At 39.0% G+C, this 17287-nt stretch carries 20 protein-coding genes; 1 reads left to right on the top strand and 19 read right to left on the bottom strand.

What is annotated here, in order from left to right:
* Nucleotides 1–5 precede the first annotated feature (5 nt).
* The 15 genes from AB3K24_RS03490 to AB3K24_RS03420 all read right to left on the bottom strand — a co-directional run bounded on the left by AB3K24_RS03490 (nucleotide 6) and on the right by AB3K24_RS03420 (nucleotide 13825).
* Nucleotides 6–683: a DivIVA domain-containing protein gene (locus tag AB3K24_RS03490; protein WP_367973818.1), complete on the bottom strand. Its 678-nt coding sequence runs from the start codon at nucleotides 681–683 to the stop codon at nucleotides 6–8.
* A gap of 38 nt (nucleotides 684–721) precedes the next feature.
* Entirely contained in the window at nucleotides 722–1513 is a 792-nt protein-coding gene (locus AB3K24_RS03485; protein WP_367973817.1) for a YlmH family RNA-binding protein, read from the bottom strand.
* A 1-nt stretch (nucleotide 1514) separates the two neighbouring features.
* Entirely contained in the window at nucleotides 1515–1778 is a 264-nt protein-coding gene (locus tag AB3K24_RS03480; RefSeq protein WP_367973816.1) for a YggT family protein, read from the bottom strand.
* A gap of 3 nt (nucleotides 1779–1781) precedes the next feature.
* Complete coding sequence (locus AB3K24_RS03475) at nucleotides 1782–2240, bottom strand: cell division protein SepF (protein WP_367973815.1); 459 nt, start codon at nucleotides 2238–2240, stop codon at nucleotides 1782–1784.
* Nucleotides 2241–2375: 135 nt separating this feature from the next.
* On the bottom strand, nucleotides 2376–3680 hold the full coding sequence (gene ftsZ / locus AB3K24_RS03470; RefSeq protein WP_367973814.1) for a cell division protein FtsZ: 1305 nt from the start codon (nucleotides 3678–3680) through the stop codon (nucleotides 2376–2378).
* Between the two features lie 24 nt (nucleotides 3681–3704).
* Entirely contained in the window at nucleotides 3705–5051 is a 1347-nt protein-coding gene (gene ftsA, locus AB3K24_RS03465) for a cell division protein FtsA (RefSeq protein WP_367973813.1), read from the bottom strand.
* 88 nt (nucleotides 5052–5139) lie between these two features.
* On the bottom strand, nucleotides 5140–5871 hold the full coding sequence (locus tag AB3K24_RS03460; RefSeq protein WP_367975560.1) for a cell division protein FtsQ/DivIB: 732 nt from the start codon (nucleotides 5869–5871) through the stop codon (nucleotides 5140–5142).
* 31 nt (nucleotides 5872–5902) lie between these two features.
* Complete coding sequence (gene murG, locus AB3K24_RS03455) at nucleotides 5903–7012, bottom strand: undecaprenyldiphospho-muramoylpentapeptide beta-N-acetylglucosaminyltransferase (RefSeq protein ID WP_367973812.1); 1110 nt, start codon at nucleotides 7010–7012, stop codon at nucleotides 5903–5905.
* A 1-nt stretch (nucleotide 7013) separates the two neighbouring features.
* The gene (gene murD, locus AB3K24_RS03450) at nucleotides 7014–8360 is read right to left on the bottom strand and encodes a UDP-N-acetylmuramoyl-L-alanine--D-glutamate ligase (protein ID WP_367973811.1); all 1347 of its coding nucleotides are present in this window, start codon (nucleotides 8358–8360) and stop codon (nucleotides 7014–7016) included.
* A gap of 46 nt (nucleotides 8361–8406) precedes the next feature.
* Nucleotides 8407–9369: a phospho-N-acetylmuramoyl-pentapeptide-transferase gene (mraY, locus tag AB3K24_RS03445; RefSeq protein WP_367973810.1), complete on the bottom strand. Its 963-nt coding sequence runs from the start codon at nucleotides 9367–9369 to the stop codon at nucleotides 8407–8409.
* A 9-nt stretch (nucleotides 9370–9378) separates the two neighbouring features.
* Nucleotides 9379–11559: a penicillin-binding protein gene (locus AB3K24_RS03440; RefSeq protein ID WP_367973809.1), complete on the bottom strand. Its 2181-nt coding sequence runs from the start codon at nucleotides 11557–11559 to the stop codon at nucleotides 9379–9381.
* Nucleotides 11560–11561: 2 nt separating this feature from the next.
* Complete coding sequence (ftsL, locus tag AB3K24_RS03435) at nucleotides 11562–11918, bottom strand: cell division protein FtsL (RefSeq protein WP_367973808.1); 357 nt, start codon at nucleotides 11916–11918, stop codon at nucleotides 11562–11564.
* A gap of 18 nt (nucleotides 11919–11936) precedes the next feature.
* Entirely contained in the window at nucleotides 11937–12878 is a 942-nt protein-coding gene (rsmH, locus tag AB3K24_RS03430; RefSeq protein ID WP_367973807.1) for a 16S rRNA (cytosine(1402)-N(4))-methyltransferase RsmH, read from the bottom strand.
* Between the two features lie 17 nt (nucleotides 12879–12895).
* On the bottom strand, nucleotides 12896–13327 hold the full coding sequence (mraZ, locus tag AB3K24_RS03425; RefSeq protein WP_367973806.1) for a division/cell wall cluster transcriptional repressor MraZ: 432 nt from the start codon (nucleotides 13325–13327) through the stop codon (nucleotides 12896–12898).
* 156 nt (nucleotides 13328–13483) lie between these two features.
* The gene (locus AB3K24_RS03420) at nucleotides 13484–13825 is read right to left on the bottom strand and encodes a DUF3397 domain-containing protein (protein WP_367973805.1); all 342 of its coding nucleotides are present in this window, start codon (nucleotides 13823–13825) and stop codon (nucleotides 13484–13486) included.
* Nucleotides 13826–14014: 189 nt separating this feature from the next.
* Between AB3K24_RS03420 and AB3K24_RS03415 the strand changes: the two genes are divergently transcribed.
* Nucleotides 14015–14221, top strand: coding sequence for a DUF4044 domain-containing protein (locus AB3K24_RS03415; RefSeq protein ID WP_367973804.1), 207 nt, complete (start codon nucleotides 14015–14017; stop codon nucleotides 14219–14221).
* Nucleotides 14222–14307: 86 nt separating this feature from the next.
* On the opposite strand, the gene AB3K24_RS03410 is transcribed toward AB3K24_RS03415, so the two are convergent.
* From AB3K24_RS03410 to trxA, 4 genes are all read right to left on the bottom strand, one after another.
* Nucleotides 14308–16008 carry a DAK2 domain-containing protein gene (locus AB3K24_RS03410; protein WP_367973803.1) on the bottom strand — a complete coding sequence of 567 codons (1701 nt, stop codon included), beginning with the start codon at nucleotides 16006–16008 and terminating at the stop codon, nucleotides 14308–14310.
* 7 nt (nucleotides 16009–16015) lie between these two features.
* A complete protein-coding gene (locus AB3K24_RS03405) occupies nucleotides 16016–16375 on the bottom strand; it encodes an Asp23/Gls24 family envelope stress response protein (protein WP_367973802.1) in 360 nt (119 codons plus the stop codon).
* Nucleotides 16376–16635: 260 nt separating this feature from the next.
* The gene (rpmB, locus tag AB3K24_RS03400) at nucleotides 16636–16836 is read right to left on the bottom strand and encodes a 50S ribosomal protein L28 (protein ID WP_010017046.1); all 201 of its coding nucleotides are present in this window, start codon (nucleotides 16834–16836) and stop codon (nucleotides 16636–16638) included.
* An 88-nt stretch (nucleotides 16837–16924) separates the two neighbouring features.
* Nucleotides 16925–17239 carry a thioredoxin gene (gene trxA / locus AB3K24_RS03395; RefSeq protein WP_367973801.1) on the bottom strand — a complete coding sequence of 105 codons (315 nt, stop codon included), beginning with the start codon at nucleotides 17237–17239 and terminating at the stop codon, nucleotides 16925–16927.
* Nucleotides 17240–17287 lie beyond the last annotated feature (48 nt).

Raw genomic sequence — 17287 nt, 5'->3', positions numbered from 1 at the left:
GTTTTTTATAGTTTATTATTTTCGTCTGCTTCGGGAAACACAACAATAGGTCCTTGCTCTGGCGCAATTTCCACATTTTCTGTTTTCTCGGGCTCTACTTCATTCTTTACCTCTGACTGAAATGTTTCATCTTTATCGGTCACCAGTTGATCAACACGATTAGCTGTTGTCTGCCCAACTGGTAGACGGTGAACTGCCTCAGCTAAATCATCATTTTCTAATAGTGTACGCTGAAGTTCCAATAATTTCAAGAATGAATTTTTAAAACTTTCAACTTCTGCTCTGAGTTCGTTTTGTTCTGTAATCAAATCAGAATTTTCTTGTGCTAAGTTTGATGCTTCAGCCTCGGCTTTTATACGTGCATCGCTAATAATCTTTGTGGCTGATTCTTGTGCGTGCATCAATTGTTTTTTAACTTCAACATCTGCTTCATGCTTCAACCGATCAGCGGCTTCTTGTGCAACAAAAATCGATTGATTAATTTGTTCACGCTTCGCCTCTAAATCATCAACTTTAACTTGCAATTGTTCATTATTATTTGAAAGTTTATCACGTTCAGAAATAACGGTTTCATAATCACTATTAATTTGGTCTAAAAACGCATCAACTTCAGATGCAATATAGGCACGTGAACCTTTTTTTGTAAATTCATGCTTCAAAATCTCATCAGGTGTTAGTACCATTTTAATCTCCTTTTAATTTTGATATAACTCACGTTAGCTTAACGTCGAATAATATTTACAATTGCCTTGATTTTATCTTTTTTACTCAACCCATCACACATTTTAAGTTGTAAACGACCATGTTTACGAACAGATACAATGTCTCCAATTGCAATCATATGATCCGGCTTAACAAGCGTTGTCCAATTAACTCGGACTTGTTGCTGTTCAACCAATGATTTTGCTACGCTACGTGGTATATCAAACGCTGATGAAATAGTTGTGTCAATGCGCAAAGACGATAATAATAAGAATATTTCTTCCCAATCATCATGTACTGCAATAACCTGTGACAGATCCCGTACAATCAATTCAATTTTAATACGACCAATTTTTTGAACCGTTTGTTGCATATACCCGACCATTTTTGCATCAACAATAATTTGCCACTGTTTATCATCAGACAAAATGTCTCCAATAACTTCGCGCTTTATACCCGCATGCATGAACGCACCCAATATCATTGAATGATGTAATTCAGAAAATTTAATTGGATATTTGATTTCAAGAACGGCTAATTCAAAGTCCGATAACATGACATCATAAAATTCCGGTGCTATAAAAGCACGTTGATTTTCAGTATTAATATGCGACCCACTATAGTGCACTTGTAAATCTTCAGACCGATTGACTAACGTCTGTAAAATATATTGTTCGCGAGGATTCAAAAATCGTGTTAAAATACCTCGATATTCATCTTCACTTTGTCGAATCCAATCACCTGCTTGCTGAATAAATGCGACTTCTTCCGGTCGGAAGTGCTGTTCAATTGTTGAAAAGTCATCTACCATGTTACACGAAAAGTAACACGAGGTGAGATAATCCATTAATTGCAAAGTTTAATGCCAAAATAGCAACAATCGGTGAAATATCAATTATGCCACCAATTGGCGGAATAATTCGGAATAAGTTTAAATAGGGTGCAACAATGCGTTGAAGCCACTTGCCAAAAATCGATTGTTGCGCGCCAGGTAACCAAGACATTAGGACATAAATGACAATTGCATATTCATAATAATGTGCGATACGTATGATCCAATTTAGTATTTCTAGCATATGTTAATACCGCGTATTCGGTTCTAAATTATCTGTTAACGTCCCTGAAATTTCAAATGTTGCGGGCGTAACCAAAAAAATAGACTGTCCAATGCGTTCAATTTCGCCATTTACTGCATATATAGCACCACCTAGGAAATCTAATATTCGCTTAGCTTGTGCCTCATCAATTTGCGTAAAATTCACTATTACCGCTTCACCACCTAATATTTGGGAAGCAATAGCTCTAGAATCCGAGTACACTTTAGGTTCAAACAACGCAATTTTGCTATTAGCATTACTTGGATCTGTCATTGTTGATTGAGACGATTGACGACCAAAATAGGTTGCTTGTTGCTGTGATGTTTGTTGCACGGGTTGTTGATATTGTGGTTGTTCTTGATAACTGCTATCGTAGCCATCTTCATATAAATCATCTTCATCATTGCTGAAAAGACGTTTAATTGTGTCGCCTAATGCCATGGTTTCTCCTTAAACACGCAGGTTGCTTTGTTTACTATGTATCATACAACACTTTAATGGTTACGAGGTCGCAACACATATTAAGTCATTGTTTTATCACACAATCAAAATGTACACAACTCACGTTCTTCAATGTTAACGCTTTTTAAAGAATGGGGGTTGTTCATTATCATCTTCGTTATTTGAAAAATCTACCGGTGTGTCATTTGATGTCGGGGTATTAAACACATCAAATGCCTGTTTTTGTACGCCGTCAAATCGATCATCTTCTGCAAATGCATCTTTTGAAGCCCCACTAATATTCCAATCAGCGAATGGATCATTTTGTGGTGCTGGCGTTGTTGATTTAACAGGTTCAGTTGCAGGTTTTTCAAATATTGATGCGTTAGGAATTGCTGAATTAACATTATTGTTAGCCGTACCAAATACCTTGGCAGCGTTAGCTTTTGGGGCTGCCGCTTTTTTTGATGCGGGATCAACCGTCACATTTTGCAAGCCGGTTGCAATAACCGTCACACGAATTGAGTCACCAAGGTTTTCATCAATAGACGTACCAAAGATAACGTTAACTTCACGTCCAGCCTCTTGAGCAATAACTTCTGAGGCTGTTTGTGCCTCAAATAGCGACATGTCCAAACCACCAGTAATGTTGAGCAAAACATCCTCAGCGCCTGACATATCTACTTCAAGTAATGGTGATGAAATAGCTTGCTTCGTGGCATCTGCGGCACGTGTTTCACCACTGGCTTGACCAACACCCATTAAAGCAGGTCCAGCATCTTGCATAACAGTCTTCACATCAGCAAAATCAAGGTTAATGAAACCAGGATTTGTAATTAATTCTGAAATACCACGAACACCTTGAGCCACAACTTCATCTACAACTTTAAATGCTTCGGACAAAGGTGTACGTAAGTCAATGCGATCCTTCAAACGTTCATTGGTAATCACAATGAGCGAATCTACTGATTCAGATAAAGCTTGTAGCCCTTCAGCCGCGAAGCGACCACGCTTTGGTCCTTCCCATTTGAACGGACGTGTTACAACAGCAACAGTTAATGCCCCTTGTTCTTTGGCAATACGTGCAACAACTGGCGCCGCACCGTTTCCAGTACCGCCGCCCATACCTGCAGTGATGACAATCATATCAGCACCTGAAATAGCTGAAGCAATAGCTTCAGATGATTCTTCGGCAGCCTTAGTCCCACGTTCGGGATTTGAACCAGCGCCTAGGCCACCTGTTAACTTTGGACCAATTTGAATTTTAATATCGGCCTTGGACTTATCCAAAGCCTGCACATCAGTGTTGGCGACGATAAATTCAACGCCACTAACACCCTCTTCTATCATATGATTGACAGCGTTTGACCCACCACCGCCAACACCGATAACTTTAATAATTGCCCCGGTTTCTTGAGCGTCATCAATTGAAAAATCCATAAGTTGTTGTCTCCTTATCTAATACTAATCTTCGCGAAATAAATTTTTAATTGTTTGTATCAAACGGCTAAAGAAGCCTTGCCGCGGTTGTTCATCTAAGCCACTATAATTATACACTGGCTTATCACTTGACTCAGATGTTTCGACATACTCATTCGATTGGTGAGATACTGCCACCTCAGGTTGTATATTATCGGTATCTTCGTGACGTGACATGATAACTTGTTTAATAACCTGTTGTGTCATACTTTCACGCGAAGCAAACATGGCATATGCCATAGCACGTGTGTAAGCAGGATGACGTAATCCTATTTGATCAGGTACAAAAAGTCGCACATTTTCACCTAAAATAGTTTTAGCGTAATCTACCATACGTGGTAATGCTGCATTCCCACCAGTTAAAACAAAACCACCAGGCATATTCAAACCATTAACTGTATTCAGTGGTTCAAATGCACGCGTATATATTTGTTCTAGCCGAGCCGCAATGATTTCTGAAAGATAATGTTCATTCGTCACTTGAGGTGTGTTATCACCAACTACCTCAACTGAAAACTCTTTATCTGGGCTTGCCTGTGTTGGATCAGCATAACCAAAGTCACGTTTAATTTTTTCTGCATGTGTATAAGATATACCTAAAACAGTTGAAATGTCTTTAGTGACATTATCACCACCTTCTAAATCTACATGATTAAATTTTAATTGCCGGTCATGTATAATAGAAGTGGTTGTTTGACCACCACCAAGATCGATCAGCACGGTGCCAAAGTCTTGCTCACCATCATTTAAAATGCTAGTGCCTATCGCCAATGGTGCCAAAACAAATTCACGTAACTTCAGGCCGGCTTTTTGAATCGCCATACGTGTGTTATCTAAAATTTTATTGGGTCCAATGTATGCTGTCCCACTTATTTCAAGACGAACACCAATCATTTCATGTGGATCTTTAATACCATCAAAACCATCTACACTAAATTCTTCAACAATTAAATCAATCACATCATGGTCTGATGATACCTTATGCGATAATGCTTGATTTGCTACATTTTGCACATCAGCATATGTGATACGTTTGTTTTGATTCGCAATAGAAACGAGGCCTTCAACATGAATCATTTCAATTTGATTTGCAGGAATGCCTACAACAACTTCATTAATTTGAAAATTTGCTTTTTCTTGTGCTTGATCAATCGCTTCGCGAATTGCACTTGCGGTTGCGTCAATATCTACAATCACACCCTTACGTAAGCCTCGAGAAGGTGCATTTCCTGCACCAATCACATTAAATTGATTACCAGTTGTTTGCGCAATGACTACTTTGATGGATGTCGTACCAATGTCTAAACCCACCGTCACGCCTGAGTTATTCATGCGTCGTGCCCCTTTACAAAATTATTTTTTAATAAAATATACCTAACAATAATAATATCATAAATCATGGCTGTTACGCCACCAATTCTCACTTTTGTTTATCATTATTATCAGTTTTTTTATTGGTTGTATTTGTTCTTGATGTACCATAAACATACGAATAAGCGCCAAATTGTAAATCAATGATGCCTTTAACTGGCATTTGTGCAGCAATCCCAGGATAATAATTAATTTTTCTACCAAATGTATCTAAGGTTGCATATACTGTGTTGCCATCATTCATAATAACTATTAGTCGATTAGCATTATCTTTATTCGGTGAATAAATGATTTGACTGATATTTTGACGTAGCGTTAATTCCAAGGCGACAAATTCTTTGGCCAGTTGTTTGACGTCTTGATTAGATTTAAATCCTGAGTATACCGGCGCATTGCCTTCAGGATTTTGAACTTTATCCAGTTGACCTTCTCGGTTAATGACATACCAACCTTTTTTTTGTTCAATATAGCCCGCAGTGACTTTTTCAACAATATCAATATTAACTTGACTGCCTTGCAATGTTACCTGCGCTGAATCAATTTGGTCATCTTGTTTGACAATGTGTTGTGCAATAAACTTTGTCTGACCTACTATACGCCAATAGGGTGTTTGTTGCTTGATATTAGCATACTTTTCTATTTTGTCTGTTGGCATCATCATTGTATTGATATTAATCGTCTTAATTGTTCGCCATGGCTGTAGCAACAACAAGATACCAATTATAAACACACCAAAAGTCGCTAGACTTATCCAAAGTTGTAGCGGTCGTTTTTTTTTCAGTATTTTTTTGTTCGTTACAACTGCCACTGTTCTAGTCTTTCTTTTCTAACAATGCATCCTGTATCAAATGATATAACCTATCACCTGCATCTGGCATCCCCACCTTTGCAACTTGCGCCGCCATATTTTCACTGACTGTGTCATCAAGCAATAAGGTATCAGCAGCAGCGATGAGTGATTCACCACTTAAATCTGGTTCCGCTATCACAAGTGCTGCCCCATCATCAACTAAACTTTGCGCATTTTTAGTTTGATGATTACCAGTAACATGTAGACTTGGAACCAAAATCGATGGAATGCCTAATGCTGTGATTTCAGCGATTGACGTAGCGCCAGCTCTAGACACAATCGCATTTGTTTTAGCTAGTACTTGTGGCATATTGTCAATGTAAGGGACAATACGCACATTATCAGCGACAGTAATTTTTTGATCATTTAACTGTTTTATCACACCATCATATCGCTTAGGTCCCGTGACAACCATTACCTGGTAACTTCTTAAATTAAAAGTACTCATTGCCTCAATGACTGCTGAATTAATCGCGGGTGCACCTTGTGACCCACCAAAAATTAATAGTGTTGGCTTGTCATTTCGTAGCCCCAGTGTCTGCCAAGAAAAGGTTGACACAATATGTGCAACTTGCTGTGCACGTGGATTACCCACAAGCGTCACCTTTCCTGCTGGAAATTGTTGTTTTGCAACATCAAATGCAACACCAATTTTGCTTGCCCCGCGTGCCAAAAATTTATTTGTTACACCAGCGACGGAATTTTGCTCATGGATAACGGTTGGAATGTGCATACGTTGTGCTGCGTAGACAACTGCCCCTGCGACATAACCACCTGTTCCAACAACAACGTCAGGTTTAAACGCTTTAATAATTTTTTTAGATTGTTTAACCGCTTTTAAAAATAAATTGACCGTCTTAACATTATCTAACGATAATGATCGTTTAAATCCCTGTACAGAGAGCTTTTCAAAAGCCATGCCAGTAGCTGGTACAATATCTGATTCCACACCACGTTCTGAACCAACATATAAAAATTCTGAATCTGGTTCATGTTGTTTAATGACTTCAGCCAAAGCCAAAGCAGGATAAATATGACCGCCTGTGCCACCACCTGATAAAATTACACGCATACTATAGCCCCAACTCTTTCTTTAACTCAGCGACGTAACTGTCACCACGCACCTCAAAATTTTTATATTGATCCCAACTGGCCGCTGCTGGTGAAAGCAAGACAATATCGCCAGTCACAGCCAACTTCACTGCAACTGGCACAGCTTTTTCAACGTCAGTCACACTAATGACTGGTTTGTTCGCAGCACGTGCAACAGCCACAATTTTTTGCTGTGTCTCACCAAAGGCAATAACAGCCTTAACATGGGTCAAATTTGGTAATAATCTCATCAAATCATCACCACGATCTAGTCCGCCAGCTAACCAAATCGTTGGCTGTTGGAAACTATTTAATGCTGTTTGTGTCGCTTCAATATCTGTTGCCTTAGAATCATTATAAAATGCAACACCTTTGGCAGTGAGAATGTACTGCAAGCGATGGGCCACGCCACCAAACATTTCAAGTACCTGACGCATTGCCGCTTCATGCACACCGGCTAATTTTGCTACTGTTATCGCAGCCAAAATGTTCTCCAAATTATGTGGCCCCACTAATTTGACATCAGTTAAAGGCATTAAATTATGATCAGAAATAACAAGATTAACACCTTCCGTACGCGCCATGTATTTTGATTGGGTACGGGAAAATTCAATAACTTTTGCCTGTGTCCTTTTTATAAAATCAGTCGTATCCTGACCATCTGCGTTTAATACTAACAACTGATCTGCTGTTTGATTTTTTGTTAACTGAAATTTTGCTGCAACATAATTTTCACGTGTGCCATGATAATCCAAATGGTTTGCAAAAATATTTGTAATTAATGCAATATCCGGCCGTATATCTGGGGTACCCATCAATTGAAAACTTGATAATTCTAACAATAACGTATCATCTACTGTGAGGTCTTTGACAACTTCACATACTGGTATACCTATATTACCAGCAGTCGTTACCTTTTGGCCATCACTTTTGAGCATGTCTCGAATTAATGACGTTGTTGTTGTTTTACCATTTGACCCCGTGACAGCAATCAAACGTCCTTCAAAAGAACTTAAAGCAACCGCTACTTCGGTTAAAATGGGTATGTTTAATTGCACTGCTCGCTTAACTAATGCCGTTTCATAATTAATACCTGGATTTTTGACGAGATAATCGAAGGTTTTATTCAATGATGCTGCATCGTCATGATTAATAAATATAACACCTGCTGCTAGGAGCTTTCGATACACAGCTTCATCTTTAAATTCGCCACCATTAGCAACTGTGACCTGCGCTCCAAGTTCAAATAATCGTTGCGCTGCTGCTTTTCCTGAACGTGCCCATCCAAATACCATCACCTTTTTATTACTAAAATCTTGTATTGCCATTATAACCTGATTTCTAAAATTTTATGTACGCGAGCAACTCTCGCTTTTAATTCATATAGAATATGCCAGCAACCGCTAAAATCGCAGATAAGATCCAAAACAAGGTGCCAATTTGCCATTCACTCCAGCCAAATTTTTCAAATGAATGATGAATTGGTGCCATTGGAAATATCCGTTTGTGCCAGAAATGATAACCAATCGTTTGAATAATAACTGACAATGTTTCGATAACAAATACCAAGCCAAACCATATCAAAGAAAATGGTACACCGAGTAAGATCGATTCAATAGCCAAACCTGCGCCCAAGGCAAGCGATCCAGTATCCCCCATAAAAATCTTTGCTTTTGGTTTATTAAAAATTAAAAATCCAATCAAAGAACCAATAACTGCAAAGTTAAAAACGACTATGATTTGGTTTTGCATATGCATGGCAACTACACTATAAGCTGCGTAAACAATGATACTAATACCCGCCAATAAGCCATCCAGCCCATCGGTTAAATTAGTAGCGTTTGACCAACCAACAAGCCAAAACCAAAGAAATATAAAGTAGAAAATACCTAGATTATATGTGCCAAGCAATGGCACATATAACGTGAAAGGCACATCCATAAGCCACATGATCAACATAATAATTGCTGCACTAGCAGTTTGTGCCAGTAGTTTTGGTTTAAAAGCAAAACCATCATCAGCGTGGTTAACTAATTTTAAGGTATCATCAATACCACCGATAATGGCATAAGCCAAAAATGCAAAGACAGGAATGGCCATTGCCATCACACCCTGCCAACCATTATGAACACCCCCACCAATAAGTGCGCTTAAAGATGCGGCGACAACGAAGAGTGCCCCACCCATACTTGGCGTACCTGATTTTGCTTGATGGTCCGGTCCGAGTTTTCGGATAACTGCTTGTTCTTTTGACTGTTTTAAAAACTTAATCAATAACGGCATAAATAAAGCTGTGACAATTAACGCCCGGGCCAGCGCCCATAAATTTTCAGACATATTCTTTCCCTACTTCTTCTCTTTTAACCTAATAGCCACATGGCTAGTATCCACAACCAGCTGATCTTTAGCAACTGTTTGCCCCGCAACAAATCCAGATCCTGACCAAGTGAGCTTAAACCCAGCTTCCCTAGCGAACGTTTGTGCGTCTGTCAAACTCCACCCAGTCATATCAGGTAAATGTGTATTCCCTTTGGCTCGTAAAATTACTAATTGATTGGTCAATGATTTTTGCTCTGGTAGTAACGATTGACTTTCAATTTGACCACTTGTGCCTACAATAGCTGTTCTAAAACCAGCATTCGTCATTGTTTTAGTCGCGCCATCAATTGATTGTCCAACAACATTTGGTACCGTTTGTTTCGTTGTTTTTGATTTCACAGCACTGTCACTATTATTTAAGGCCTGCAGCATTAACGGTTGAAATACTTTATTCATTGTTATTTGAATCGTCGGATCTGGAAATACTTTAGGTTGTTTCACAGCCATGTAGAAAATGTACTTTGGATTTTTTTCCGGCGCTAATACCATAACAGAATGAATCGCATTATTCAAACCTTGTAAATATTGCCCCTTTTCAGATACCTGGGCTGTACCAGTTTTAGCCGCAATTTGATAACCAAATTGACGTAAATCAAATTCTTTTGCAGTACCTGTATCTTGATTAACAACGTCAATCATATATTTACGAACTTGTTTCGCTGTACTAGCTTTAATTGGACGTGCAACAGTCTCAGTCTTTCCTTGCTTCACAATTGCACCATTTTTAGGATTAACAACCTTATCCACAAAGTACGGTTTAACTTCGCGCCCATCATTAGCAATAGCTGAGTACGCTTGCACCATTTGTAGCGGTGTTACAGTAATCCCTTGACCATAGGCCGTATTAGCTTGATCAATAGGATAAGTATAAGACATTTCACCAGGTTCTTCGTGATTTAAATCTGAATTAGTCGACCGTAAAAATCTAAATTTCTCCAAATAGTTACGCCAAGTTGTTGCCCCAAGTTGTTGTTCTGTTCGCGCAAACGCAACGTTTGATGAACGCCAAAAACCTTCTCGATAAGTTAACGTCCCTTGATCTTGCCCAAATGCATCAACAACTTTTTTGCCATCAATTAGCAGTGTCCCCGATGGATAGGTTGCGTTAGGTTGCCATTTCCCTGAGTCAATGGCCGCAGCTAATGTCACACCCTTCATTGTAGAACCTGGTTCAAATGCGCCTTGATTCAATAAATTAGACCATAATTTTGGATTAATTGACTTCGCATTTGGATCAAAATTAGGTCGTTGTGTTGCTGCAACAATGCGACCAGTTTTTGCTTCCATCAAAACGCCCACCGCAGACTGCGCCTTCGTTGTTTTAAACAAGTCATCCATGCGCGTTTCAAGTGTGTTTTGAAGTGACTCATCTAGCGTGAGGTAGACGTCATTCCCAGGTTCTACTGTTCTGCTGTCTTTGACATTTTCTACTTGCCCATCATACTTTTTAATCCCATTTTTACCCGCAAGTGTTGTATTTTCAGAATCTTCTATACCCATAAGACCCACTTGTTGAGATTGGCCAGTTTTTTTATTGTCGTCAGTTCGCATGGCACCAACTAAATGAGAAGCCGTATTGCCATTAGGATATATACGTGATGCCCGTGATGTGAAGTTTATACCTGGTAATTTAAGCGCCTGAATTTTTTTATACTGATCAATACTTAAATTCTTACTGGCCTGAACTTTTGTAGAAATAAATTCAACTTGATAAACATTTTTTTCTAACCGACTTAATATGTCTTTTTGACTCATGCCAATGATTTTACTCAGCTTCTCTGCAGTTGCTTCTTTATCAACCACATGACCTGACCCATCAACATACTTACCGGTTTGCGCATTTTTAGCACGTGCCACTTTTTTATCGAGTACAGCATACATATCATAAACTGTTGTGTTTTCCGCCAATACTTGACCATTGATATCATAAATTTTACCACGCGTTGCTGGTACGACCTGATTGGCCATAAATGCACGGCGTGTCGCATCATTTAAGTTATGTCCATCAACTGAACCGCTTGCTATCACAAAAAGACGCACGCCAAGTCCTAAAGTTACAAGCACAATTGCGCCCAACAATACACCGCCAAATACTTTAGCGTTTTGCGTAACTTTTTTATTCGGTATCCGTCTCACTCTATTTTTCATAATTATTGGTTAATATTTCTGACATTACCATCAGATAACGTCATATTATATTTTTTAGCAACCTCACTTAAATTTTGTTTACTGGTCTTGTTTTGAATATCACTACGCAAGGCATTGTTTGTTTCTTTTGTCGTATCAGTCTTTGTTTGCATAGTTGCAGCACTTGAGCGTGCTGCATTCGTTTGCATACTTGAAAAAACAACCCCCACCATCAATACCATGATGACAGCTGAAACGAAGACTACCATGAGTCGCTCTTTTCGTGTCCAACGTGCTGCTTTATACTTTATACGCGTTTTAGGTTGTGTTAGAGGTAGCGCTTCAGCTGCCGTTGAATATTGATATGCATTCTGTGCCATTATTGCAGCTCCTAAATATTATTTGCGTTCGATCCCACGTAACTTAGCTGATTGTGATCTATGATTGTTCGTCATCTCATGCTCACTTGGCAAAATAGGTTTACGTGTTAACAGTGTGTAATCTGCTTCGAATTGTCCAGGTAATACTGGTAACCCAATTGGCAATTCTGGTGTTGATGCTTTTTCACGAAACATTTGTTTAACTAATCGATCTTCTAGCGACTGGAATGTAATCGCACTAATACGACCATTTGGCGCAAGTAAATCAAGCGCCTGAGTCAAAGAGTCTTCTAACGCCCCTAACTCATCATTAACAGCTATTCTCAAAGCTTGAAACGTCCGTTTTGCAGGATGTCCGCCCTTACGGCGTGCCGGTGCTGGAATAGCTTCTTTGATAATATCAACCAATTCAAAAGTTGTATTAATCATTCCTGCCTCACGGTGTCGTTCTATTTTACGGGCAATTTGCTTAGGAAAGCGATCTTCACCATAGCGACTCAAAATACGTAGAAGATCATTAAACGACCAGTCGTTGATAATTGTTTTGGCTGTTAATGTTTGACGTTGATCCATGCGCATATCCAAATCGGCATCATAGTTATAACTAAAACCGCGTTGCCCATCATCAAATTGTACTGAACTGACACCTAAATCATAAATCACACCATCGACCTGTGTCACACCTCGTTGCGCTAAAGCAGCAGTTAGTGTGCGAAAGTTTTGATGAATTAATACCAATTTGCCAGAGGCAATTTCATCTGCATATTGTTCTTCGTTATACTGAATTGCCGTATCATCTTGGTCGAAGCTATACAACGTGCCAGTTTCCAGTTGCTTAAGAATTTCACCAGTATGTCCACCACCACCCAAGGTCGCATCAACATAACTACCGTCTTTTTTAATATTAAGTAATGCAACTGCTTCTTTTAAGAGTACTGTGACATGTTCAAATTCAGTCATTAAATTTATCCTTTTAACTAGAAGTCGAAGTCAACTAGTCCTTCTGCAATTTCATCAAAATCATTCGCTGTTGCCAGTGTGTAATCATGCCAATTTTCTGAGCTCCAAATTTCAAATGAATCCCCAGATCCTGTCACTGTCACATCTTTTTCAAGCCCAGCATAGTCTTTTAAGTTTGACGGCATTATAATTCGGCCTTGTTTATCAACTTCAGCCGCCATCGCACCGGCCATAACAAAACGTTTAAACTGACGTGCTTCTTTTTTACCGAGTGGTAACTCATTCAATTGTTTTTCTAATTTTTCCCAAATTGGCATTGGCATGACACGCAATGCATGTTCCATCCAACGTGTCACAACAAATTTTTCGCCTAATTGGTTACGAAATTTTGCTGGAATTATAAGTCGCCCTTTTGAATCGAGCGTATGCGAATATTCGCCCATAAACATCAGGACCACCTCCATTAAAAATTCTATACTACTAATTTACCACATTTCACCACTTCCCTCCACCTTATTACTCATTTGTCATCATTTAGTAAATTTTAACACACATAAAAAACGCTACCATCTTTTAAATAGCAGCGTTTTCGTCAGTAAAATGTATTAGTGGGGCCAAAACCCAACAATTGTCACAATTAAAAGTAATAATATGCCAAGCAACCCACTCCATTCCCAATAATTATGCCAAAAAGTGCGCCAATGCCACTTGTTTTGTAATAAAAACCACGACAAAACAGCGCCCATAACACACCACAGTAATAGAAACCATAAAATTAAACTGACACCAAAACAGTATCCCATAGTAACATGTAATATCAACCAGATTGGTATGACAATAATATCTAACGTTTTAATTTTGAAATCACCAAGTCGCGTCCACCTGTTTAATGCAAACACAAACAATATCATAACTATTGCACTTACCGGCCAAATCCACCATTGCATAATTTTACCCCATCGTACCCTTGTACTTTAATAACAATACCGAAACATATACAAAAAGGCAAGAATTTTTGTAACAACGTATGTTAATCATTATAAATCATTTACCTATACAAAACATTTTACATTTTAAAATTGCATATAGCTAGCTTATTATGCTACACTAAATTTGAATTATAAATGAGGTGAAACATGACAGACGAACAAAGAACGCGGCCTGTTAATGCTAAATTACAAGCAGAAATTGACGCAAAATTAAATCAACATCGTATTCCTAAAGCTGTGCAAAAACCACGTACACGGATTGAAAAGATGACACTTGTGATGTCATGGGTTATGGTTGTGTTAATGGTTGGTAGCGTTTTCTATGCTGCAATCAGCGCACTAGGTTGGCTATGATGATTGCTATTTAACAAAATAAAAATCCCGAGGAAAATAGTGATTATTTTCCTCGGGATTTTTAAATATTACTGATGATACCTGGTTTATTCAACTGAAATCAAAAAAGGATATAATGGTTGTTTTCCGTTATGAATTTCAACTTCAAGGCCATCATCAAGTGCTAAAATAGCTTCTTCAAGTTTTTTTGCGTCCTTTTCTTTAGTGTTTTCACCAAAGATAATTGTTACAATCTCAGAATCATCATCAATCATCTTCACTACCGATTGCGTGGCAGCATCTAACAATCGTTTTGCAACAACTTCAATCTCACCGTCAAGGATTCCCATCCAGTCGCCATGCTTAATTGTTGTACCATTTAACGTTGTGTCTCGCACAGCTTGTGTAATTTGAGCTGATTTGACATCCGCCATCACAGCAGTCATTTCATCAGCATTAGCTGTTAACTCTGCTTCTGGATTATATCCCATCATGGCTGTGAGGCCCTGCTGGATAGTGCGTGTCTTGACAACACGTACCGGTATATCCACTAAGTCAACAGCTTGATCAGCTGCCATAAAAATATTTGAATTATTTGGTAAAATTAAAGCATTTTTAGCACCAGTAGCTTTAATTGCATCAACCACGTCAGCCGTAGACGGATTCATTGTCTGTCCGCCAGAAATAATCGTATGCACACCTAGACTTTTAAATAATTCAGCTACACCGTCTCCAGCAGCAATTGCTATCACTGCCGTATCTGAAACAGGCACTGCCGCGGCTGCTATTTTAACCATTTGCGCTTCTTCTGTGCGTTGCGCGTCGATAACTGCCTGCTGTTGATCTCTCATGTTATCGACTTTGACTTTGACTAGGGATCCAAAGTGCGTTCCCCAATGAATAACATCGCCTGGATCTTCTGTATGAACATGAACCTTAACAATTTCATCATCATTTATGACTAGTAAAGAATCACCGAGTTTTGATAAATGATGATAAAATGTATCATAATCAAATTCGTGATCATATGTTGTGCCCTTAGCAATCTGTACCATAATTTCCGTACAATAACCATATTCAATATCTTGCGGGTTCAAATGACTATTTGCTTGTGCACCGGCATGAAGTTCTTTTACCATTTGATCTAATTCCGCATTGTCGGGTGTTTTAAGGTCGTCTTCACTGAAATCGCCACTCAATACCTGGTAAAACGCTTGCAACACAAAAACAAGCCCTTGACCACCAGAATCCACAACCCCTACTTGTTTTAGTACAGGGAGTAAATCAGGCGTTGATGCTAGAGCGATTTGCGCGGCCTCATTAACCGCTTGCATTAACGCAACTAGATCATCCGTTTCATCAGCCACATTATTTGCCTTTGCTGCTGCTTCGCGAATGACCGTTAAAATCGTTCCCTCTGTCGGCTTCATAACAGACTTATACGCCACCTGCGCACCAGACATCAATGCATCAGCTAAATCACGTGCTGATAACGTTTTTTTACCTTCAACGGCGTTAGAAAAACCACGGAATATTTGTGACAAGATAACACCCGAATTGCCACGAGCGCCCATTAAAAGGCCCTTAGACGTTGCCTTGGCAAGTGCACCAATATCTGTATCCAATGCATCACGCTCATATTGTGCGCCACTCGCCATTGACAAGCTCATGTTTGTCCCTGTATCACCATCTGGTACAGGGAAAACGTTCAATTTATTAATTGTATCCGCATTTGCGGCAAGCGCTGCTGCTGCAGCGTTAATCATCTTACCAAACTCAACGTTGGTAATTGTCGTAATTTTAGTCATGATACTCCTAGTCCGTGACGCGTACACCTTGAACAATCACGTTAACTGACGTTGCGTGAATTCCCAGTAGTGCGTCGAGATTATATCTTACTTTGCCTTGAACTGATTTCGAAATTTCTGATAATTTCGTGCCATACTGCGCTACCAAATAGACATCTACATTAACGCCATTTTCTTCTTGATGAATGACAACACCCTTAGCATAATTTTCACGATTTAAAATCTGATTCATGCCATCTCGGAACGTTGCACGTGAAGCCATACCAACAACGCCAGGATTCTCGATAGCGGAACCACCAACAATTGTCGCGATAACATCATTTTCAATTGTAATGTCGCCAATTTTAGTTTTAATTTTAATTGCCATAATATTTAAAACACTAACTCAGAAAAATCGCACAACCATACGATAAAACATGCACAGCGATTTTGTCCTTAAACATCTGAGTCCCACTAAGTTAGTGCATTTCCTCCCTGAAAGGTCTATTGCTATTATTTTAACATACCTCAACAATAAACGTACCCTTACAATCAATTATTTGACATAAAAAAACCACCGGAGTGGTGGCCGTTTTATGTCAGTTATGCGCGAATAACATTTAAACCTCAGTTTAATCGCATGACTGCTTATACGCGTTCGATAGTACCGGTCTTCAACCCAGACTTCAAAGTACGTGCTGATAAGTAAACTTTTTTTGCAGGTGCACCATTAATCTTAACAGTCACTTTTTGCAAGTTTGGCTTCCAGCTACGACGACTTGAATTCAACGCGTGTGAGCGTTGGTTACCAAAACGTGTGCGTGCGCCTGTAATAGCATCTTTTGCCATGTTCGACCCTCCTTTTCGAGCTATTATTTTAAAAAAGCTCTTTCTACAACATTAGTAAATTTTACCAGATTAGAAGCACTTTGGCAAGTTATTTTGCATATTTCGCCAAAACATTAGCTAATTGGTCTTTTGTATGAAAACCTGTTAGCCGTTCAACAACCTCACCATTTTTTTGAACTAGTAACGTTGGAATCGCACGAATACTAAATTTCGCTGGTGTATCAGGGTTGGCGTCAACATCCATCTTAATAAAATTAACGTTATCAACTTCTTCAGACAAGGCCTCTAATACTGGCGATTGCATACGACAAGGACCACACCACGTTGCCCAAAAGTCTGTGATACTTACACCACTAGCTGTGACTTGTTCAAATGTTGCATCTTCAACTGTTTTTACTGTCATAATTTTATCCTCATAAGCCTATATGCTTACTTTTCTAATGACAAAATT

It is taken from the genome of Leuconostoc aquikimchii, from assembly GCF_040838325.1.
Classification (GTDB): Bacteria; Bacillota; Bacilli; order Lactobacillales; family Lactobacillaceae; genus Leuconostoc; species Leuconostoc aquikimchii.
Note: the sequence above shows the minus strand (reverse complement) of the source record. Positions and strands in the feature narration are given on the sequence as shown.

Coding starts and splice junctions, on each gene's coding strand:
- mraZ (WP_367973806.1), bottom strand. CDS start 13,327: ATGTTTATGGGCGAATATTCGCATACGCTCGATTCAAAAGGGCGACTT.
- rsmH (WP_367973807.1), bottom strand. CDS start 12,878: ATGACTGAATTTGAACATGTCACAGTACTCTTAAAAGAAGCAGTTGCA.
- AB3K24_RS03415 (WP_367973804.1), top strand. CDS start 14,015: ATGACAGACGAACAAAGAACGCGGCCTGTTAATGCTAAATTACAAGCA.
- murD (WP_367973811.1), bottom strand. CDS start 8,360: ATGGCAATACAAGATTTTAGTAATAAAAAGGTGATGGTATTTGGATGG.
- murG (WP_367973812.1), bottom strand. CDS start 7,012: ATGCGTGTAATTTTATCAGGTGGTGGCACAGGCGGTCATATTTATCCT.
- AB3K24_RS03440 (WP_367973809.1), bottom strand. CDS start 11,559: ATGAAAAATAGAGTGAGACGGATACCGAATAAAAAAGTTACGCAAAAC.
- rpmB (WP_010017046.1), bottom strand. CDS start 16,836: ATGGCAAAAGATGCTATTACAGGCGCACGCACACGTTTTGGTAACCAA.
- AB3K24_RS03490 (WP_367973818.1), bottom strand. CDS start 683: ATGGTACTAACACCTGATGAGATTTTGAAGCATGAATTTACAAAAAAA.
- AB3K24_RS03480 (WP_367973816.1), bottom strand. CDS start 1,778: ATGCTAGAAATACTAAATTGGATCATACGTATCGCACATTATTATGAA.
- AB3K24_RS03475 (WP_367973815.1), bottom strand. CDS start 2,240: ATGGCATTAGGCGACACAATTAAACGTCTTTTCAGCAATGATGAAGAT.
- ftsL (WP_367973808.1), bottom strand. CDS start 11,918: ATGGCACAGAATGCATATCAATATTCAACGGCAGCTGAAGCGCTACCT.
- trxA (WP_367973801.1), bottom strand. CDS start 17,239: ATGACAGTAAAAACAGTTGAAGATGCAACATTTGAACAAGTCACAGCT.
- ftsZ (WP_367973814.1), bottom strand. CDS start 3,680: ATGGATTTTTCAATTGATGACGCTCAAGAAACCGGGGCAATTATTAAA.
- AB3K24_RS03420 (WP_367973805.1), bottom strand. CDS start 13,825: ATGCAATGGTGGATTTGGCCGGTAAGTGCAATAGTTATGATATTGTTT.
- mraY (WP_367973810.1), bottom strand. CDS start 9,369: ATGTCTGAAAATTTATGGGCGCTGGCCCGGGCGTTAATTGTCACAGCT.
- AB3K24_RS03405 (WP_367973802.1), bottom strand. CDS start 16,375: ATGGCAATTAAAATTAAAACTAAAATTGGCGACATTACAATTGAAAAT.
- AB3K24_RS03410 (WP_367973803.1), bottom strand. CDS start 16,008: ATGACTAAAATTACGACAATTACCAACGTTGAGTTTGGTAAGATGATT.
- AB3K24_RS03485 (WP_367973817.1), bottom strand. CDS start 1,513: ATGGTAGATGACTTTTCAACAATTGAACAGCACTTCCGACCGGAAGAA.
- ftsA (WP_367973813.1), bottom strand. CDS start 5,051: ATGAATAACTCAGGCGTGACGGTGGGTTTAGACATTGGTACGACATCC.